14 protein-coding genes are annotated in these 19544 nt (G+C 70.3%); 2 read left to right on the top strand and 12 right to left on the bottom strand.

Annotated elements, in window-relative coordinates:
- Positions 1-224: 224 nt before the first annotated feature.
- Entirely contained in the window at positions 225-935 is a 711-nt protein-coding gene (locus KQY30_RS12125) for a PspA/IM30 family protein (protein ID WP_217306833.1), read from the bottom strand.
- Between the two features lie 103 nt (positions 936-1038).
- Positions 1039-3084: a TPM domain-containing protein gene (locus tag KQY30_RS12120; protein ID WP_217310998.1), complete on the bottom strand. Its 2046-nt coding sequence runs from the start codon at positions 3082-3084 to the stop codon at positions 1039-1041.
- Positions 3085-3379: 295 nt separating this feature from the next.
- On the opposite strand from KQY30_RS12120, the gene KQY30_RS12115 reads away from it, so the two are divergent.
- Positions 3380-4420, top strand: a complete 1041-nt coding sequence (locus tag KQY30_RS12115) for a glycosyl hydrolase family 18 protein (protein ID WP_254407086.1) — start codon at positions 3380-3382, stop codon at positions 4418-4420.
- Here the strand turns inward: KQY30_RS12115 and KQY30_RS12110 are convergent.
- From KQY30_RS12110 to KQY30_RS12065, 10 genes are all read right to left on the bottom strand, one after another.
- Positions 4404-5903 (bottom strand): glucoamylase family protein, encoded by a 1500-nt coding sequence (locus KQY30_RS12110; protein ID WP_217306832.1) that lies wholly within the window; start codon positions 5901-5903, stop codon positions 4404-4406. The two genes, KQY30_RS12115 and KQY30_RS12110, sit on opposite strands and share 17 nt — an antisense overlap.
- Before the next feature lie 131 nt (positions 5904-6034).
- The gene (locus KQY30_RS12105) at positions 6035-7882 is read right to left on the bottom strand and encodes a glycoside hydrolase (RefSeq protein ID WP_217306831.1); all 1848 of its coding nucleotides are present in this window, start codon (positions 7880-7882) and stop codon (positions 6035-6037) included.
- A gap of 111 nt (positions 7883-7993) precedes the next feature.
- Positions 7994-8935, bottom strand: a complete 942-nt coding sequence (locus tag KQY30_RS12100; RefSeq protein WP_217306830.1) for a carbohydrate ABC transporter permease — start codon at positions 8933-8935, stop codon at positions 7994-7996.
- A complete protein-coding gene (locus KQY30_RS12095; protein WP_217306829.1) occupies positions 8932-9921 on the bottom strand; it encodes a carbohydrate ABC transporter permease in 990 nt (329 codons plus the stop codon). The genes KQY30_RS12100 and KQY30_RS12095 overlap by 4 nt, the downstream gene beginning before the upstream one ends.
- Positions 9918-11171 carry a sugar ABC transporter substrate-binding protein gene (locus tag KQY30_RS12090; RefSeq protein ID WP_217306828.1) on the bottom strand — a complete coding sequence of 418 codons (1254 nt, stop codon included), beginning with the start codon at positions 11169-11171 and terminating at the stop codon, positions 9918-9920. The genes KQY30_RS12095 and KQY30_RS12090 overlap by 4 nt, the downstream gene beginning before the upstream one ends.
- A gap of 282 nt (positions 11172-11453) precedes the next feature.
- Positions 11454-12518, bottom strand: a complete 1065-nt coding sequence (locus tag KQY30_RS12085; RefSeq protein WP_217306827.1) for a LacI family DNA-binding transcriptional regulator — start codon at positions 12516-12518, stop codon at positions 11454-11456.
- A 225-nt stretch (positions 12519-12743) separates the two neighbouring features.
- Entirely contained in the window at positions 12744-13607 is an 864-nt protein-coding gene (locus KQY30_RS12080) for a succinate dehydrogenase/fumarate reductase iron-sulfur subunit (protein ID WP_217306826.1), read from the bottom strand.
- Positions 13604-15562, bottom strand: coding sequence for a fumarate reductase/succinate dehydrogenase flavoprotein subunit (locus KQY30_RS12075; RefSeq protein ID WP_217306825.1), 1959 nt, complete (start codon positions 15560-15562; stop codon positions 13604-13606). The genes KQY30_RS12080 and KQY30_RS12075 overlap by 4 nt, the downstream gene beginning before the upstream one ends.
- A 21-nt stretch (positions 15563-15583) precedes the next feature.
- Positions 15584-16405 carry a hypothetical protein gene (locus KQY30_RS12070; protein WP_217306824.1) on the bottom strand — a complete coding sequence of 274 codons (822 nt, stop codon included), beginning with the start codon at positions 16403-16405 and terminating at the stop codon, positions 15584-15586.
- A 34-nt stretch (positions 16406-16439) separates the two neighbouring features.
- Positions 16440-16670: a hypothetical protein gene (locus KQY30_RS12065; RefSeq protein ID WP_217306823.1), complete on the bottom strand. Its 231-nt coding sequence runs from the start codon at positions 16668-16670 to the stop codon at positions 16440-16442.
- 283 nt (positions 16671-16953) lie between these two features.
- On the opposite strand from KQY30_RS12065, the gene KQY30_RS12060 reads away from it, so the two are divergent.
- The gene (locus KQY30_RS12060) at positions 16954-19482 is read left to right on the top strand and encodes an ABC transporter family substrate-binding protein (RefSeq protein ID WP_217306822.1); all 2529 of its coding nucleotides are present in this window, start codon (positions 16954-16956) and stop codon (positions 19480-19482) included.
- Positions 19483-19544 lie beyond the last annotated feature (62 nt).

The following is a 19544-nucleotide window of genomic DNA, read 5'->3' as shown; positions in this document are numbered from 1 at the left end:
CCGGACGAGGCTCGGCCGGGCGGGACCCTCCGGCCGGGGCCGCCTCCGGGCAAGGCTCGTCCGGGCAGTGCCGCCTCCCGACACGGCCGCCTCCGAGCAGGACCGCCTCCGGGCAAGGCTCCGCCCGGCCCGTCGGCCATGCCCGCCACCCCGCCCGGCCCGTCGGCCATGCCCGCCGGGGAGCCCTGCCCCGCTCGGGATCCGCGTGCGGTGAGGCAGCGGGTTCAGGCCGCCTTCAGGGCCGCGAGGCGTGCCTCGACCTCCGCGCTGTCGCCGACGCTGTCCAGCCGTTCGAACTGCGCGTCGAGCGACGAGGCCGCCAGCTCCTGCTTGCCCATCGCTCTCGCCTCCTCGCGCCGCACCTTGTCCTCGAACCGGCCGATGTCGCTGGTCGGGTCGAGCACATTGATGCTCTTGACCGCGTCCATCATCCGGTTCTGCGCCTCGGCGGTCTTGGCCCGTGCCACCAGCTCGTCGCGCTTCGACTGCAACTGGGTCAGCTTGAACCTCATCCGGTCGAGACCGGTCTTGAGCTTGTCCACGACCTCCGTCTGGGTGGCGATGGCGGGCTCCGCCGTCTTCGCCTCCTTCTCCGACTGGAGCTGGCGCTCCAGCGCCACCTTGGCCAGATTGTCGAAGGTGTCGGCCTCGTGGCCCTGGCCGGCCGAGCGCAGCTCGTCCGCCTTCTTGCTCGCCGCGAGCGCCTTCACGCCCCACTCCCGGGCCGCTTCCACGTCCTCGCGGTAGTCCTGCTCCAGCAGACGCAGATTGCCGATGGTGCCGGCCACCGCCTGTTCCGCCTCGCTGATGTTGTTGATGTAGTCGCGGATGAGCTGGTCGAGCAGCTTCTGCGGATCCTCCGCCTGGTCCAGCAGCGCGTTGATGTTGGCCTTCGCGAGCTGGGTGACCCGTCCGAGGATGGTCTGCTTGGTCATTGGTCTTCTCCTTGTGAGGATCCTTGTGGGAAAAGGTCTGAAACGGATCTGGGGGCTCCGGGAGGGATCGGGGATCCGGACCGGGAGCGCCGGGTCAGCAGGGTCAGAAGCGGCCGCCGCCGCCCATCCGGCCGCGGGTACCGCCGCCGCCGAAGCTGCCGGGACGCCCGTCGCCCCGGTATCCCCCGCCGAAGCCGCCCATCGTGCCGAACCCCCCGCCGAAGCCGCCGCCGAACAGACCGCCGAGGAGGATCCCGCCGAGCATCGCGCCGCCGACCCCCGCGCCCGGCGCGCCGCTGACGGCGTACTGGTTCTCGTACGACTGGACGTCCTGCTCGGCGAGGTACTGGGCCTCCCGTGCCAGCTCGTCCGCGAGCCGGGTCTCGGCGAGTGCGGCCTGCGCGTCGACCGGCGCCGCCGCGTGCCCGCGCTCCAGCCGCCGCTGTGCCTCGACCAGCCGGGTGCGGGCCTGGCTGCCGACGGCGCCGCGATGGGTGGTGATGTAGTCGGTGGCCGCGCCGATGGCCGAGCGTGCGCTGAGCATGGCCTGGTCGAGGAGGGTGCCGGCCCGGCGGATGCCCTGTTCGTGCTCGCGCGCCCCGGCCAGCGCCTCGTCGAGGACCGCGTCCGCCTCCTCGACCCGGCGCAGGGCGTCGATCGGGTCGTACCGTCCGGCGCCGACCTCGCGCCGTACCTCCGCGGCCACCGCTTCCGCGCGGCTGATCCGCCCCTGGAGGTCGCCCGTCGACACCCCGGGAGTGGTGCCGCGCAGCAGGCCGCGGGCGTCGGCGAGATCGGTCTCGGTCTCGGTGAGCGCGCCGGGGAGCTTTCCGGCCGCCTCGGCCAGTTCCCGCGCGCGCCGTTCCACGGCCTCGGTAAGGGTGGCGGCCTGTCCCACGGCGCCCTCGGCGGCCCGTACGTGCACGGCCGCCCGGCCGTTGTCGCCCGCGCCGATCAGGCCGCGCGCCTCGTCGAGGCCGGCGGAGGCGAAGGCCAGCCGGTCCTCGGCCTGCTGGGCGTTGTCCGCGACGGGCGCCGAGGCGGAGTCGGCGTACCGTTCGCGCAGCGCGGCCAGTGTGGAGCGGGCCGCGGTGACGCGTCCGCTCAGCTCGCGGAAGGCTTCCCCGGCCGACTCCAGGGCCTGGGGCGCGGTGCGCTCCAGGGCCCGCAGCCGGTCGAAGTCCTCGGACTCGGCGTCCAGCCGGTCGCTGGCCTCCTGGCAGCGGGCGAGGATCTCGTCCAGCATCCGGCGGCGGGTCTCGTCGTCCTCCGGAATGGCGTCGTCCAGTTGCTGTCGCAGCCGGAACGCCAGGGTGAGCTGCCCCTTCGCGAAGTGCACGGCGTCGGTGAAGGGCGCGGCGGCCTCCTCGCCGAACTGCGCGGTGGCGAAGCCCAGTTCCTCCTGGCTGGTGCGCAGGGCGTCGTCCGTCTCGACCAGGGTCTGTTTCGCGCGGGCGTCCAGCTCGGGCAGCGGGGTCGGCGGTGGCTGCGGCGCGGTGCCCGGTGAGCCCCAGCCCTGCTGGGCGGCGCGCTGGGAGGTACGGGCCGCCAGCCGCCGTTTGCGTTTGGAGTAGACGTACGCGGCGATGAGCGCCGCCGCGACGATGACGGCGATCGGCAGGACCAGATTGGTCGCGGCGCCTCCGTTGGCCGCCCTGCCGCCGGGGTCCGGTTCACCGGGAGTGATGGCGGGGGTGGGTACGGGCTGTCCCGCCAGCACCGCACCGTATCCGTCGGCGGCGCCGATCGCCGCGCCCGCCCAGTCGTTCTGGCGCAGCGCGGGCTCGACGGCGGTGCTCGCGACCTCGGCGAGCTGGGTCGCGGAGAGCGGGGCACCGGGGTCGGCGGAGTAGGCGTACTGCCGGGCGTGGGTGGCGACCGCCAGCAGGATGTCGTCCCGGCCGAGGCCGTTGCGTACGGCTGTGGTGTCGGCCCAGCTCTGCGGGGTGCGGCCGGAGAAGTCGCGTACGTACGCGACGAAGAGCTGGACGCGGGTGTCGGTATAGAGCCGTTCGAGTGAATCGCTCACCGCCGGCTTGCGGTCGTCGAGCGCCCCCACCTGATCGGTGATCTGTCCCTGCCGGGACAGCGGGATCGGAGCCTCCGCCCGCGCGCCCCGCACCGGGGACACGGCCAGGCAGCAGACCATGACCAGGACGGTCAGGAAGGCCCGGCCGGCTATGTGGGTCCGGGGCGAACTCACAAGTGGCGTCACAATTGGGAGGTTATGTCCGTGCTGAACCGTTCGCGACTGGACCGTTCGGGATCTGACCGTTCGAGACCGGGCCTGACCTCGTGCGATCACTCACGGAATGCGTCCTGAGCGTCCGGTGCCGGATTCCGCTGCGTAACCTGGACCCTTCGTGGCCGGCCGGCCACGGCACCACGGGGAGGGTACGGCTTTGCGGGTACGGCTGCGCGGAATCGGGCGGACAGTGGTGCCAGTGGCGCGGGCCTGGCGGAGCCGCCGCGCGAGATGGCCCAAGCGGATCGTGCTGGTGCTGGCCCTGCTGCTGGTCGTACCGACGGTGAGCGCCGCTGTGGCGCTGCGGATCGGTTACGCGGGCGACATCGAGGACGGTACGCGGACCCGCGGCCGGGACGCGATCTGGCTCGGTCACGCCTGGGTGGACGGCCGCAAGGACGACGCCGATCTCGCGGCCTTCGCGGAGCGCGTCCGCGGCACCGGGATACGCGACCTGTATGTCCACGCCGGGCCGCTGGAGCACAACGGCACCCTGCCCGAGGCCCGCTACCCCCGGGCCCGGTGGCTGATCGCCGCCGTGCACCGCACGATGCCGGGTGTACGGGTGCACGCCTGGCTCGGTGACGAACTGGCCACCGAGGGGCCCGAGGGGCTGCGCCTGGAACTGGCCGCGTCGCGCGCCGCGGTGGTGCGCTCGGCGGAACAGGTCCTGGACGCGGGCTTCGACGGCGTCCACTTCGATCTGGAGCCGCTGCACTCCGGCGACCAGGACTATCTCTCGCTCCTGGACGATCTGCGCGCGCTCACCCGGGCCCGGCGGGTGCCGCTCTCGATCGCCGCCCATCAGATAGACCCGCTGCCCGCGCTGCACGCCGTCGCGGGCGCTCTGACCGGGCACCCCAAATGGTGGTCACAGGCGTTCTTCGCGCAGGTGGCCCGGCGGGTGGACCAGATCGCGGTCATGTCGTACGACACGGCGATGCCGCTGGAGAGCCTGTACGGCGGCTATGTCGCCCAGCAGACCACGCTCGCCCTCGAAGTCACGCCCGAGAGCACCGATCTGCTGATGGGGCTGCCCTTCTACTACGAGGACGACCTGAGCCACCACGGCCACGCCGAGACCGTCGCGGCGGCGGTCCGTGGCATCAGGCTGGGCCTGGGACGCACGGACCGCGACCGCGAGCGGTTCGGGGTCGCGATCTATGTCGACTTCGCCGCGCGGGAGCACGACTGGACCTCGTACCGGAAGGACTGGGGCTGCGTCACGGCTGGATGCTGAACCGCTCCTTCGCCAGCAGCGGCCGTACCCGCGAGGCGAATCCGCCCGTACGGAAGGGCCGCTGGAGCAGGCCTGGACGCAGTTCCTGGGCGAGGGCGGCGGCGATCATTCCCTGATCGAGGGCGAGCACGAAGTCGCTGACCCGGCCCGTTCCCACATTGACGGAGTCGCGGAAGCCGTAGCGGTCGTCGTATGCGCCGAAGTCACGTGCGAGCGCCTTCAGATTGGCCAGGGCCTCCGCACGGGCCTGCGGGAGCGCGAGGAAGGAGGCGTGCGGCGTGACGACGCCGTTGGTGTAGGCGGAGGCGGGCGGCAGCGGCTCGCCGTACGTGACGAAAGTACGGTCGGTGTTGGAGGCATAGCCGTCGATCTGCATGCCGATCGCGTCGACCCCGTACTCCTGATAGCCGCCCTCGGGCACATTGGAGGGCGAGAAGCCCCAGTAGCCGTAGCCGGCCTCCGCCAGGCCGTGTTCGATCTGGGAACGGACATAGCGGCTGTGGTTGATGCCCCAGGAGCCGGGCGACCACTCGGTCTCGGGCACGAAGAGAGGCACCATCAGCGCCTCGAACATCGAGCCGCCCCAGGTGGGAACGAGCTTGCGGCCCCGGTGGGTGTAGTGGCCCTGCCAGACACGGACACCGTCGATGGTGTCGTACGTTCCCTGCGGCGGCTGTTCCTGCCCGTTCTCGGGAACCAGGGTGCGCAGCATGTGCCAGTAGTGCTCGCCGGGCAGGGTGCCACCGGCTATGCCCAGATAACTGGCCATGCGCGGCTCGGTGTTGAGAGCTCCGTAGTGGTGACCGGTGGGCTCGCCGGTGTCGGTCCAGAAGCCGCCGCGGAGCTGGCCGGGCCGGGCCACCGGGTCCGCCGGGTCGTACGGCGTGTAGTAGTACGACCAGTCCGCGGTGGCGAGCAGCGCGGCGACCCGAGCGCGCAACGACGGATCCGCGTCGGCGGCGATACGCAGACCGGTGATGAGCCAGGCGTTGTCGACGGAGGAGAGGAAGGGACGGATCGGATCGCCGGTGTCCGGCCAGCTCGTGAGGACGGAACCGTCGTGGGCGTCGTACCAGTTGAGCCAGAAGCCGTGGTGGCGTTCGAGGCGCTCGACGGCCGAGACGGTACGGGCCAGCCGGCGGCGCATGGTGTCCTGGCCGATCACTCCGAGGCCGGCCGCGGCGACGGTGGACCAGAGCCCGCAGCCGATATTGGTCGGTGAGGTGTTGCGGGACGGCACGGGGGTACCGGGACCGCTGACGTCGATCTTGTCCGCGGCGAGACCGAGATCGGTCGTCATTGCCTCGATCGAGTGATACGTGTCGCGGAACCAGCGGCGCAGCAGCGCTGTATCGGAGGTGCGGGAGGCACCGGCACCCGGCGTGAATACGGCAGGCGCGGCGAGTGCGGGTGCGGATACGGCTCCGAGGGACAGGGCGGCGGCCCCGGTCCCCGCGGCGGTGAGAAACGTGCGACGGTCCATAAGAGTCCAGCTCCTCTTGGCAGATGTGGAGTTGTGGCCATGGCTGTTCTGTTGGCGGTGCGGTGGCCGTGGTGGTGCGCGGGCCGACGGCGGTCGGATGCCGCCAGCCCACGGACCGGCCGAAGCGCGGATCAGACGCGCGTGAGACGCAGGAAGCGGATGCCCGGATTGGGGAGGTCGACGGTCAGCAGGGCGGTGCCGTCGGCGTCCGCGGTGACGGGCGCGAGCTCCTCCGCGGGCAGTCGGTCGGCGGCGCGCAGCTTCGCCCACTGCTGCTCGTCGGGCCAGTCGCCGCCGTCCAGGTCCTGCCAGACGGCCCGGATGTCGCCGTGCCGTTCATCGACGCGATGCGACTCGACCGTATGGACGGCGCCCGGTTCCAGCCCGTCGATCCGTACGGTCGCGGCGCGGTCGAGCACGGTGGCGCCGTCGAGCTTGGACTGGTCGAGGGTCCCGTTCCAGAGCAGGACGTCCACGGTCGAACGGTCCTCGGCCCGGGTGGCGAGGGACTCCACGAGCCCTTCCGCGCCGTCGCCGGTGACGGCCGCGGGAATCCGGCCGCCGGCCAGCCGGGAGAGGAGATACAGCGCCCAGAAGCGCGGCTTGCGCAGATTGCCGACGGTCAGCAGTCCGAAGCCGCCGTGGAAGAGCCGGGGCGGCCAGCCCAGCTCCTCGAACTGGTCCGAGGCGACCCAGTAGGAGAGACAGTCCGTGGAGGACAGAGCGCTCTTCATCCCGCGCAGGACGAAGGGCGCGGCGAAGACGGAGTCGCTGACACGGTGGAAGTGCGTGGGTGTGACGCCCCATTCGGTCCAGAGGATCTCCGGCTCGGGCCTGCCGGTCGCGGCGGCGAAGGCGCGGGTCATCGGACGGAAGTCCAGCGGAGCGTTGCCATAGGTATGGGTGGAGACGAAGTCGACCGGGACATCGCGCTCCCGGCAGTACTCCAGCAGCGCGCCGACCCAGCCGGCCGCGGCGGAGGAGGGCCCGCCGACCCGGATCCGCTCGTCCACGCCCTTCACGGCGCGTACGGCGGTCTCGTAGAGCCGGTGGTAGTCGTCCTGGCTGCCGTTCCAGAACACCTCCAGATTGGGTTCGTTCCAGACCTCGAACTCCCAGCCGGCGACGGTGTCGCGGCCGTACCGCTCCTGGAGATGGACGGTCAGCTCGCGGCAGAGATCGCCCCAGCGCTCCCATCGCGCGGGTGTGGAGACCAGCGCCTTGTAGCCGAAGACGGTGTAGCCGGGATCGGCGGCGAGTTCCCTCGGCATGAAGGAGAGTTCGACGACGGGCCGCAGGCCGGTGGCCAGGAAGCGGTCGTACACCGCGTCGAGGCCGGAGAAGTCGAAGGAGCCGTCGTCCCGGACGGTCACGGTCTCCGGCAGAAAGGTGCCGTGCGCGCGCACGGACCGTACGCCGATCTCGTCGCGGACGATGGCGAGCGCCTCGCCGTACTCCTTCGCCACATCGGAGCCGCCCGCGCCGGGCTTCTCCCAGGTGAGCAGGGAGAAGTGCTCGGCGCCGATCATCCGGTTCCAGACGCCCGGCAGTTCGGTGGCCGGCGCCGCGGCGTCCACCGCCACGGTGACCTCGGCCGGGCGCGAGCCCGCTGCCCTGGGCGAGCCGGGCACGGCCTCCGACAGCTCACCGGCTCCGCTGTCGGACCAGGTGGCGACCTTGTAGAAATAGCCGCGGCCGGGCACGCCGAGGGTGTCGGCGTACGGCGGATGCGGCACGGCGAGCACATCACCGCCGAGATGGTCGAGCGGCTCGAAGGGCCCTTCGGCGGAGTCGGCGCGGTGCACCAGATAGCCGAGCGCCCCTGCCACCGGCCGCCAGGTCAGCAGTACATGGCCGGTGCCGTCCTCGGCGGACAGACCGAGCGGAGCCGGAAGCCGGCCGATGCCGGTGAGCCGTTCGTCGCTGGGCTTCCCGATGCGCGACTCCCAGTCGGCGCGAGCGGCTGACTTTTCGGTCATGGAAGTACAAACCTTCTGGTAGAGGGGGGTGCGGAGGTGCGTGTGGAGATGCGTGTGTGTACGGCGGCGAGCGTGCGCCGCCGGAGGTACGGGCGCGGCGAACGCGGGCCGTTACTTGAGACCGGCCGTGGCGATGCCCTGGGTGAAGTACCGCTGGAGTACGAGGAAGACGAGCAGCACCGGCAGCACGATCAGGAAGGAGCCGGCCATCAGCATCCCGTTCGAACCCGCGGACTGGTTCGGGTCGGTGGCGAAGGTCGCGAGGGCCACCGGAAGCGTGTATTTGTCCGGATCGTTGGTGGCGATCAGCGGCCAGACGAAGTTGTTCCACGAACTGAGGAAGGTGAGGATCGCGAGCGTCGCCAGCGCGGGCTTGACCAGCGGCATCACGATCCGCCAGAAGATGTACCACTCGCCCGCGCCGTCCAGCCGGGCCGCTTCGAGGAGTTCGTCCGGGACCGAGAGCATGAACTGGCGCATCAGGAAGACACCGAAGGCTCCGGCGGCGAACGGCAGGACGAGCCCCGCGTACGAATCGATGAGCCGCAACGTGCTCATCAGGACGAACAGCGGCAGCAGCATCAGATTGCCGGGCACCATGAGCGCGCCGAGCACCAGGGCGAAGACCTTGTTCCGGCCCGCGAACCGCAGCTTGGCCAGGGCGTAGCCGAGCATCGAGCAGAACACCAGATTGGAGACGGTCACCAGCACGGCGACGACCACGGAGTTGAAGAAGTGGAGCGGAAGGTCCAGCCGGTCCAGCAGCCGGGTGAAGTGATCGAGAGTCCACTCCGTGGGAATCCAGACCGGGGGACTGGCCCGCAGCTCACGGTCGGTCTTGAAGGCGGAGAGCGCCATCCAGAGGAACGGCGTGGCCATGACCAGCAGCCCGAGCGACAGCAGCGCATAGGCACCGGGCCTCTTGAGCCGCTCGGTACGCGTGCCGCCGCGTCCGGCCGGAGCGGAGGCCTTGGTCACAGCCGACGTGCGGGTCGGCGTCGGCGGGGCCGGGTCCGGGGCCGGGGCCCGGGGCGGCGTGTGTGCGGCGCTCATTTCGTGTTGTCCTTCAGCAGACGGAGCTGGAGCACGGTGATGGCCATGATCACGACGAAGAGCACATACGCCATGGCGCTCGCATAGCCCATGTGGAAGAAGTTGAAGCCCTGGCGGTACATGTTCAGGGAGACGGTGAGCGTGCTGTCCGAGGGCCCGCCCTGCGTCATCACGAACGGCTCCTCGAAGACATTGAGATAGCCGATCGTGGTGATCACCGTTGCGTAGAGCGTGGTGGGCCGCAGCATCGGGAGGGTGATCCGGCGGAACTCCTGCCAGGCACCGGCGCCGTCCAGCCGCGCCGCCTCCCGTACGTCGGTGGGGACGGCCTGGAGACCGGCGATGAAGAGCACCATGACCGTACCGAGATTGCGCCAGACCGCCATGAGGATCAGCGACGGCATGGCGAGCGTCTCGGAGCCGAGGAAGTCCGGTCCGGTGAGCCCGGCTTCGGAGGCCAGGCCCGCGATCAGTCCGTCGGACGGGTCGAGGACGAAGCGCCAGACGACGGCGACCGCGACGATGCTGGTCACCACCGGTGCGTAGAAGCCGACCCGGAAGACGGTACGTGCCCGGTCGATACCGCCGTTCAGCAGAACGGCGGCGGCGAGCCCCGCGCCGATGGTGAGCGGCACGCCGACGACCACGAAGTACGCCGTGTTGAACAGGGACTTGAGGAACTTCTCGTCACCGAACAGCTCGGTGTAGTTCCGGAAACCGATGAACTCCGCGGAGAACGGATCCGTCACGTCGCGCAGCCCGAAGTCGGTGAAGCTCATGGCGAGCGTGGCGACGATCGGGAAGGCCATGAAGACGGCGAACAGCACCAGAAAGGGAGTGGAGAAGAGCCACCCGGCCAGATTCTGCACACCCATCGGGCGGTGCCGGCCACCGGCCGCCCGGCCGGCCGGAGGACGGGTCTCCGGCCCGGACTTCACCGGGACCGCGCGGGCCCCATGGGCGGCAGGCTCTGTCGAGGTGCTCATCGCGCTTGCTCCACGAGCCCTTCGATCTCGGACTGCGCCTTCCCGGCGGCCTCCTGCGGCGAGGACTTGCCCTGAGTCACCGAGGCGATGGCGTCATCGACCTTGGAACTGATCTCGCTCCACCGGGGCTGGACCGGCGTGATCCTGGAGGACTCCATCTGCTCACGGAAGACCTGGAGCGCCGGATCGTCGGCGAGCCTGCCGGAGTCCCAGGCAGCGGTATTGGCGGGCAGGTCGCTGGAGCGTGTGAACCAGTCCCGCTGGCCCTCGGCGCCGGTGAGATAGGTGATGAACTCCTGGGCCGCGGCCTTGTGCTCACTGTCCTTGGAAACGACGAGGCTGGAGCCGCCCGCCATGGAGACGGAGCCCTGGTCGGCCGGGACCTTCGCGACGCCCCACTTGTCCTTGAGATCGGGATAGCCGTCATTGATCAGGGTCATGATCCAGGGACCGGAGAAGAACATCGGCGCGTCACCGGTGTTGAAGTCCTTCAGTACGTCATAGCCGGGCGCGACGCTCTTCTTGGCCAGGCCCTTGTCGAAGTACGAGCCGTACTCCGCCAGGGCACGGACGGAGGCCGGGCTGTTGACGACCGCCTTGCCGTCGTCGGTGACGACCTCGCCGCCGGCCGAGTAGAGGAAGGGATACCAGCTCTGCACGGTGTCCAGGCCGCTGGGCTGGATGAAGATGCCCCACTTGGTACCGGCCTTGTCCTGGTAGGCGGTGGCGAGCTGCCGTAGCTCCGGCCAGGTGGCGGGCGGCTTCCCGACACCGGCCTTCTTCGCCAGATCGGTGCGGTAGTACAGGACACGGGTGTCGACGTACCACGGGACGCCGTACACCTCGCCGTCGATCTCGCCCTGCTGCCAGGCGGCAGGGAAGAAGGCGTCCTTCTTGAAGACCGTGGTGTCCACCGGTTCCAGCACACCGAGTGCGGCGAACTCGCTCATGTAACTGCCGCCCATCTGGGCCACATCGGGCAGATTGCCGGCGGCGGCGGCCGAGACCAGCTTCTGATGGGCGACGTCCCAGCCGACCGGAGTGACCTTGACCGTGATGTGCGGGTTGGCCTTCTCGTACACCGAGGCCACTTCCGCGAGCTTCTCGCCCTCGGCACCCATGGCCCAGACGGTGAGCGTCTGCTTCTTGTCGGCGGCGGCTCCCTCACCGCCGGAGCTGCCGCACGCGGTGATTCCGAAGGCCAGCGCGAGCGCGGTGGCGGCAGAGGCTGTTCTGGCGGTGCGGTGCATGGACGGCTCCTCCTTGAGCTCCCCGATGTATGCGCTACCTGTAAGCGCATACATCACTGTGCTGCCGCCCTTCCGGAATCCGCAAGAGGTCCTTCGGTCACGCTCGTGCAACATGTGTGACATCTGGGAGTGCGGTGGCCGGTGCGGCCACCATGGGTGCTCGGCCCATGGGTGAGCGTGCCCGGCGGCGAACCGGCCAGTCCTGCGATTCGATCGCCCACGCGGCCGGCGCCCGTGCCCGTGCCTGTGCCTGTGCCCGGACCGAGTGGAGGTACGGAGCCGTCAGCAGCCGCAGCTCGCGCGGCGGGCCACCGAGACCGGCAGCATCAGTGAGACCGGCTCGCGGTCCCGGTCGCCGAGCCGCTGTACGAGCAGCTCCACGGCCTCCTCGCCCAGCCGCCGGATCGGCTGCCGTACGGTCGTCAGCGCCGGCCGCACCATCCGGCTCAGCGGAATCCCGTCGAAGCCGGTCACCGCGATGTCCTCGGGCACCCGCACACCGCGCCGCTCCAGGGCGTGCAGGGCGCCGATCGCCATCTGGTCGTTGGCGAAGAGCATCGCCTGCGGCCGGCGGCCGTGCGGGCCGCCGCGCTCCAGCAGCGTCTCGGCCGCCCGTCGGCCCTCTGCCTGTGTCATCATCCCGGCGCGCAGTCCGGGCTCGTCCGGAACCGGCAGTCCCGCTTCCGCGCACGCCTCCCGGAAGCCGCGGAACCGTGCCTCGGCGTCCGGTGACTCCTTCTCGCCGCCGATGAAGACCAGCTCGCGCAGCCCGTGGTCGCGGATGAGATGGCGGGCCAGTTCCCGTTCGCCGTCGGAGTTGGCCACCTCGATATGGTCGAGATGGTCGATCTCGCGCGGCCCGGCCAGCATCACCACGGGCAGTCGCCGTGAGATCACCTCGAGGTCCTCGGTGGGAACGGTCCGTGCCAGTACGGCGAAGCCGTCGACCCGGCCCGCGACCTTCGCCACCAGCGACTCGGGCCCGCCCTTCAGGGACGCGGCGATCAGCAGCGCGTACCCGTGCCGCCGCGCGGCCCGCTCCATTCCCCGGATGATCTGGTCGGAGTAGAGCATCACGGCCGAGTCGTCGTACGTGTCGTCCGCCTCGGCATCGGTCTCGGCGTCCGGATCCGCGTAGTCCGGGAAGCAGAGCCCGAGCACTCCGGTGGTCCTGCTGGCCAGACCGCGCGCGTTTCCGCTGGGTACGTAGCCGAGCGTACGGGCCGCCGCGAGCACCCGGTCGCGGGTCTGGGCGCGGACGGAATCCGGGTTCCGGTAGACCCGTGACACCGTCGCAATGGACACGCCGGACCGCTCGGCGACGTCGTACACCGTGGGGACACTCACCCGACCGACCGTCCGCTTCTTGTTCTTGTCTGTTCGGTTCCGTCAATGAAAGCGCATTCACCCTAGGCGCCGTGCTGTCCGGGGAGCAAGGCGGCCCCCCCCGGGTGGCGGACGGCCGCGGACGCGAGGGCACAGGTCAGGGCATGGACACACAGCAGGGCCCGCACCCGTCCTGACAGACGGGTGCGGGCCCTGCTTCCCGCTCGTCGCGCGTATGTGCGCCGTCTACTCGCCCCGGCGCCGGATCTTGTTGCCCAGCCACACCAGCGGGTCGTACTTCCGGTCCACCGCCCGTTCCTTCAGCGGGATCAGGGCGTTGTCGGTGATCTTGATGTGCTCGGGGCACACCTCCGTACAGCACTTGGTGATGTTGCAGTACCCGAGACCGTGCTCGTCCTGCGCCGTCTTCTTGCGGTCGAGCCCCGCCTCCGCGGCCGCGTCCAGCGGATGCATGTCCAGCTCCGCCACCCGCATCAGAAAGCGCGGCCCCGCGAAGGCTGCCTTGTTCTCCTCGTGGTCCCGCACCACATGACAGGTGTCCTGGCACAGGAAGCACTCGATGCACTTGCGGAACTCCTGCGAGCGGTCCACATCGACCTGCTGCATCCGGTACTCGCCGGCGGCCACCCCCGGCGGCGGTACGAAGGACGGCACCTCCCGCGCCTTGGTGTAGTTGAACGACACGTCCGTGACCAGGTCCCGGATCACCGGGAAGGCGCGCAGCGGGGTGACCGTGATGGTCTCCTCGCGGGAGAAGACCGACATCCGGGTCATGCACATCAGCCGCGGCCTGCCGTTGATCTCCGCGCTGCACGAACCGCACTTGCCCGCCTTGCAGTTCCAGCGCACCGCCAGATCGGCCGCCTGGGTGGCCTGGAGCCGGTGGATGATGTCGAGGACGACCTCCCCGTCGTTCACCTCGACCGCGAAGTCCTTCAGCTCTCCGCCGTCGGCGTCGCCGCGCCAGACCCGGAACTTCGCCTTGTACGCGGAAGCCGAGGCGCCCGTACCCGTACCGCCGCCCGTGGCCGCGCCGCTCGTACCCGCGCCCGCGCCCGCACCTGGATCTGTACCCGTACTCGTACTCACTCGTGAAGCTCCTCTTCGGCGAGGTACTTGACCAGCTCTTCCTTGTCGAACAGGGCGAGCAGATCGGGACGGACGGGCTCGGTCGCGCGGCGCGTCAGCGCGATCCGGCCGTCGGCGGGACCGGTGGCCCCGCTGAGCGTGCAGTGGAGATTGACCCGGCGCCAGTCGCGGTCCATGCCCGGCCAGTCCTCCCGGGTGTGGCCGCCGCGGCTTTCCGTACGTTCCAGGGCGGCCCGTGCCACACACTCGCTGACCAGCAGCATGTTCCGCAGATCGAGTGCGAGGTGCCAGCCGGGGTTGAACTGCCGGTGTCCCTCGACCACCGCGCGCGAAGCCCGTACCCGCAGCTCGGCCAGCTTCTCCAGGGCCTGTTCCATCTCGTGCTCGCGCCGGATGATGCCGACCAGGTCGTTCATGGTCTGCTGGAGTTCCTGATGGAGGGTGTACGGATTCTCGGCCGGCCCGCCCTCCGGGCTCCCGGCACCGAACGGGCGCAGCGCCTCGGCCGCAGCCGCCTCGATCTGCGCCTCCTCCGGTACGGGCCTGACCTTTGCGCCCCGCGCGTGCTCGGCGGCGTACAGCCCGGCCCGCCGCCCGAAGACCAGCAGGTCCGAGAGCGAGTTCCCGCCGAGACGGTTGGAGCCGTGCATGCCCCCGGCGACCTCGCCCGCGGCGTACAGGCCCGGCACGCCCAGGGCGGCGGCGGTGTCCGAGTCGACCGCGATCCCGCCCATCACATAGTGGCAAGTGGGCCCGACCTCCATCGCCTCGGCCGTGATGTCGACATCCGCCAGCTCCTTGAACTGGTGGTACATCGAGGGCAGCCTGCGCCGGACGACCTCGGGGGACATCCGGGTCGAGACATCGAGATAGACCCCGCCGTGCTCGGAGCCGCGGCCCGCCTTGACCTCGGAGTTGATCGCGCGGGCCACCTCGTCGCGGGGCAGCAGCTCGGGCGGGCGCCGATTGTGGTCCGGGTCCTTGTACCAGCGGTCGCCCTCGTCCTCCGACTCCGCGTACTTCTCCTTGAAGACGTCGGGGATGTAGTCGAACATGAACCGCTTGCCCTCGGAGTTGCGCAGCACCCCGCCGTCGCCGCGCACCGATTCGGTGACGAGGATGCCCTTCACCGACGGCGGCCAGACCATCCCGGTCGGATGGAACTGCACGAACTCCATGTTCAGCAGGGGAGCGCCGGCGAGCAGCGCGAGGGCATGGCCGTCGCCGGTGTACTCCCAGGAGTTGGAGGTCACCTTGAAGGACTTGCCGATACCGCCGGTGGCGAGGACGACGGAGGGCGCCTCCAGGACGAAGAAGCGCCCGGACTCGCGCTCGTAGCAGAACACCCCCGCGACCCGCCCGCCGGTCCCGTCCTGCCCCGGCCCGCCGTCACCGGTCCCGTCGGTCCCGTCGGGTGACTTGAGAATCCGGGTGACCGTGCACTCCTGATAGACCTTGAGGCGCGCCTCGTAGTCCCCGTACTCCTCGTAGTCCTCCTGCTGGAGCGAGACGATCTTCTGCTGGAGGGTACGGATCAGCTCCAGGCCCGTCCGGTCGCCGACATGCGCGAGCCGCGGGTACTCGTGCCCGCCGAAGTTGCGCTGGGAGATCCTGCCGTCGGCCGTACGGTCGAAGAGCGCGCCCCAGGTCTCCAGCTCCCACACCCGGTCCGGCGCCTCCCGCGCGTGCAGTTCCGCCATCCGCCACTGGTTGAGGAACTTCCCGCCGCGCAGGGTGTCCCGGAAGTGCACCTGCCAGTTGTCGCCCGCGTTCACATTGCCCATCGAGGCGGCGATCCCGCCCTCGGCCATCACCGTATGGGCCTTGCCGAAGAGGGACTTGCAGATCACGGCCGTACGGGCGCCCCGCTCGCGCGCCTCGATGGCGGCCCGCAGTCCCGCACCGCCCGCGCCCACGACCACCACGTCCCACTGACGGCGTTCGAGTTGCGTCATATCTGAACGGTCTCCCTGTTCCTAGAAGAAGCGCGGATCGTCGAAGGCCCCGGAGGCGAGCAGATAGACGTAGAAGTCGGAGACGGCGACGCTGATCAGTGAGGCCCAGGCGAGCTGCATGTGGCGGCCGTTGAGCCTGCCCGCCCAGCCCCAGAGGCGGTAGCGCACCGGGTGCTTGGAGAAGTGCCGCAGCCGGCCGCCGATGATGTGCCGGCAGGAGTGGCAGGAGAGCGTGTAGGCCCAGATCAGCACGATGTTGACCAGGAAGATCAGCGAGCCGAGCCCCATGTGGCCCCAGGCGTAGTGCTCGTCGCGGAAGGCCAGCACGGTGTCGTACGTGAGGATGCCGGCGACCGGGACGGCCGCGTAGAAGAAGTACCGGTGGATGTTCTGCAGGATCAGCGGGAAGCGGGTCTCACCGGAGTACTTCGTGTGGGGTTCGGCGACGGCGCAGGCGGGCGGGGAGGCCCAGAAGCCGCGGTAGTAGGCCTTGCGGTAGTAGTAGCAGGTCAGCCGGAAGCCCAGCGGGAAGATCAGGATCAGCAGGGCGGGGGAGAGGCCCCACCAGCTTCCGAAGATCTCCCAGTTGGGGCCGGAGCGCATGGGGGCGCAGTTCTCCGCCAGACAGGGCGAGTAGAACGGTGAGACATAGGGCGCCGCGTAGTAGTCGTCGTTCGCGAAGGCCCGCCAGGTCGAGTAGACGATGAAGGCGAGCAGTCCCGCGGCGGTCGCGGCGGGCGCCAGCCACCAGCGGTCGGTCCGCAGATGGCGGGGCGCGATGGCGGCACGCGAGGGGCCGCGTACGCCCGTACTGGCTGGTGGGGGCTGGGTACCGGTGGCCAACGAGATCTCCTGACATGGTGCACGGGGGCGTGGCCTAAGGTGCTCGCCGGTCGCGCACACCCAGGCCCTCGTCGTCCGAGTCCGTCCACAGCGTGCTGTCGTACGGAGTGTCGGGGATGGTCACCAGGTCGTCGGCGCGGCCGGCCGGCTGGGGCCGGGATTCGTTCTCGCGTAGCTGCGCGAGACTCTGCTCCAACCGTCCGACCGTGCGGACCAGGTCGTCCAGGCAGCGTTTGACCGCTGCCACATCGTCCTGCAGGGACATGAGTTGTCCTCATTTCCGCGGTCGCGGGTGGCATGCGGGGAGCGTGTGGTCACCCTCGGACGGCTGCTCTCTGTACGCGCCTGAGAGTGTCGCGCGTCACACCTGTCTTTCACAAGACCGGGTACGAGGTCGCCCGCGCGGCCGAGTGGTTGGCCCGAGCGGGTGGGGTTTGGCCACCGGGTTGACGTGTCGACGGGCCGGTTCCGCGGCTTTCCACTTCAGTGAGTGGGCAATAGGTGTGATCATCTATAAATTCCACAAACAGGACGAAGAGGTACAAGCCATGTCCCACGTCGGCGCCCCACGCGGGAGGACATGCTCCCGGACGCTCCGCTCCCTCGCGCTCCTCACCACCGGTGTGCTCGCCCTGCCCGGCCTGTCCGCGTGCACCTCGGACGACGACACGAGCGCGGACGCCGCTCCGGACATCGCCCCCGCCGGCCGCGACCATGTCACCGCGGGCGGATCCATGCGCTGGGCGATCGACACCATGCCCGCCACGCTCAATGTCTTCCAGGCCGACGCGGACGGCTCCACCGCCCGGATCGCCGCCGCCGTGCTGCCCTCCCTCTTCACCCTCGACAAACGGGGCCGGCCCCAGCGCAACCCGGACTACCTGGAATCCGCGAAGGTGGTCGAGCGCGAACCCAAACAGGTCGTCCTCTACAAGCTCAACCAGGAGGCGGTCTGGAGCGACGGCCGGGAGATCGGGGCAGCCGATTTCGTCGCCCAGTGGCGCGCGCTCAGCGGCAAGGACTCCGCGTACTGGACCGCGCGCAACGCCGGGTACGAACGGATCGAGAAGATCGAGCGCGGGGCCAACGACCTGGAGGTCAGGGTCACCTTCAACAAGCCGTACGCGGACTGGAGGTCCCTCTTCACCCCCCTGTATCCGAAGGATGTGACGGGCAAGCCCAACTCCTTCAACGACGGGGCCAGGGCCAGCCTCAAGACCACGGCCGGGCCCTTCAGCGTCAAGAAGGTCGACCGCAAGGGCAAGGAGGTCACCCTCGTCCGCAGCGCCCGCTGGTGGGGGGAGCCCGCCAAGCTCGACTCGCTGGTCCTGCGCGCCGTCCCGCGCAGCAAACGCGCGTCGGCCCTCGCCGACGGCAAGCTCGACCTCGCCGAGATCGACAAGAGCGCGGCGGACCGTATCGCCCTGGCGGTCCGCGACCGCGACGCCGGGACGACCGGGCAGAAGCTCACCCATGGCCCCGGCACCAAGATCACCCCGGCCTCCGCGCTCCGTTCCTGGGCGCTGGCCCACGGCTCCGACGAGGACGTGGCCGAGGAGGCGCAGGAGGCGCGCGAACGGACGGTCGCGTCCATCGCCCGGTACGCCAAGGAGCAGAAGACGCTCGACGGCTTCGTCGTGCGCAAGTCCCTGGAGCCCGCCTACACGCAGCTCGCCCTCAACGGGGAGTCGGGGCCGCTCGCCGACGAGCGGGTACGGCGTGCCGTCGCCCGGGCGCTCGACCGCCAGGAACTGGCCGATGTGGTCCTCAAGCCGCTGGGGCTGCCCGCCAGACCGCTCGGCAGCCATCTCGCGCTGGTCGGCCAGGAGGCGTACGCGGACAGCAGCGCGGCGCTCGGCAAGCAGGACACGCAGGAGGCGCGGGCGCTGCTGGCCGACGCGGGCTGGGTGCCGGGCGGCGCGCTGAAGAAGGACGGCGCCAAGGCGGGCAGCAAGCCCGTCAAGCCGGACACGGACGAGGAGGAAGAGGAGGAGAACGAGGAGGAAGAGGAGGAGAAGCCCAGGAAGAAGTCGATCTACGAGCGGAAGTACGACGCCCAGCAGCTCGAACTCCAGAAGAAGGAAGAGGAGGAGGCCAGGCGGCAGGAGGCCCAGGAGAACCGCGAGAACGCGGCGGAGGGCTCCGAGGGCGACAACAAGCGCCCCCGCCCCCGTGGCTCCGCTTCGGCCGGACCCTCCGCCGAGGACGCCGAGGCCGAGGACGTCCCGTCCGACGAGGGCGAGTTCATCGTCGGCGACGACAGCAAGCCGGGCCAGCGCGCCCCCCGCCCCGAGTCCGCCACCCATATCCTCGCGCCGGCCCCCGCCGCCGCCTTCCAGGGCTTCACCGTGCTCCGCCAGGCCGCCGTCCTCGACGACTCGGCGCGGCCGGAGGCGAGGGCCGCCCGGGACAACCAGGACAAGCCCGGGTCCGCCGGGGCGTACGCCCCGCGCGGTACGGCCGCCGCGCCCTCCCCCTCCGGTTCCCCCGCGCCCCCCAGCGGCCCGCTCGGCAAGGACGGCAAGCCGCTGAACCTCCGCTTCGTCCTGCCCTCGGGCGAGGGCTCCGAGGCGCTGCGCTCCGTCGGTGAGCGGATCGCGCGGATGCTCGACCGCATCGGCATCAAGACGGAGATCACCAAGGTGCCGGACGCGAACTACTTCAAGGACCACATCGCCGCCGGCGACTACGACCTGGCCCTCTACTCCTGGCCCTCCAGCGCCTTCCCCGCCACCGACGGCCGCCCCATCTACGCCAAGCCCGTGCCCGCCAGCGACGGGACCCTGCTGGTGGAGCAGAACTACACCCGTGTCGGTACGGACCACATCGACCAGCTCTTCAACCGTGCCGTCGCCGAGCTCGACGAGAAGGCCAACCGCAAGCTGCTGAAGCAGGCCGACGCCCGGATCTGGGCCGCCGCCGGCTCCATCCCCCTCTACCAGCGGCCGGAACTGGTCGCCGCCAAGCCGGAGGTGGTGAACGCCGGCGCCTTCGGACTCGCGGCCCCCCGCTTCCAGGACATCGGCTTCAGCGGCACCGCGGCCGAGGACTCCGGCGGCAACGACAAGAAGAAGTAGCGAAAGTACGGTGAGCGAAGCATGAAGCAGCGGAAAAGCCCCATGTGAGCCTGTCCGCGGCA

Source organism: Streptomyces sp. GMY02 (assembly GCF_019056675.1).
Classification (GTDB): domain Bacteria; phylum Actinomycetota; class Actinomycetes; order Streptomycetales; family Streptomycetaceae; genus Streptomyces; species Streptomyces odonnellii.
This window is presented reverse-complemented; position numbering and strand designations above follow the sequence as displayed.

Bases quoted from the DNA above. Each gene is read 5' to 3' on its own strand.
- KQY30_RS12075 (WP_217306825.1), bottom strand. From the start codon at position 15,562: ATGACGCAACTCGAACGCCGTCAGTGGGACGTGGTGGTCGTGGGCGCG.
- KQY30_RS12060 (WP_217306822.1), top strand. From the start codon at position 16,954: ATGTCCCACGTCGGCGCCCCACGCGGGAGGACATGCTCCCGGACGCTC.
- KQY30_RS12105 (WP_217306831.1), bottom strand. From the start codon at position 7,882: ATGACCGAAAAGTCAGCCGCTCGCGCCGACTGGGAGTCGCGCATCGGG.
- KQY30_RS12100 (WP_217306830.1), bottom strand. From the start codon at position 8,935: ATGAGCGCCGCACACACGCCGCCCCGGGCCCCGGCCCCGGACCCGGCC.
- KQY30_RS12120 (WP_217310998.1), bottom strand. From the start codon at position 3,084: ATGGTCTGCTGCCTGGCCGTGTCCCCGGTGCGGGGCGCGCGGGCGGAG.
- KQY30_RS12065 (WP_217306823.1), bottom strand. From the start codon at position 16,670: ATGTCCCTGCAGGACGATGTGGCAGCGGTCAAACGCTGCCTGGACGAC.
- KQY30_RS12095 (WP_217306829.1), bottom strand. From the start codon at position 9,921: ATGAGCACCTCGACAGAGCCTGCCGCCCATGGGGCCCGCGCGGTCCCG.
- KQY30_RS12090 (WP_217306828.1), bottom strand. From the start codon at position 11,171: ATGCACCGCACCGCCAGAACAGCCTCTGCCGCCACCGCGCTCGCGCTG.
- KQY30_RS12125 (WP_217306833.1), bottom strand. From the start codon at position 935: ATGACCAAGCAGACCATCCTCGGACGGGTCACCCAGCTCGCGAAGGCC.
- KQY30_RS12110 (WP_217306832.1), bottom strand. From the start codon at position 5,903: ATGGACCGTCGCACGTTTCTCACCGCCGCGGGGACCGGGGCCGCCGCC.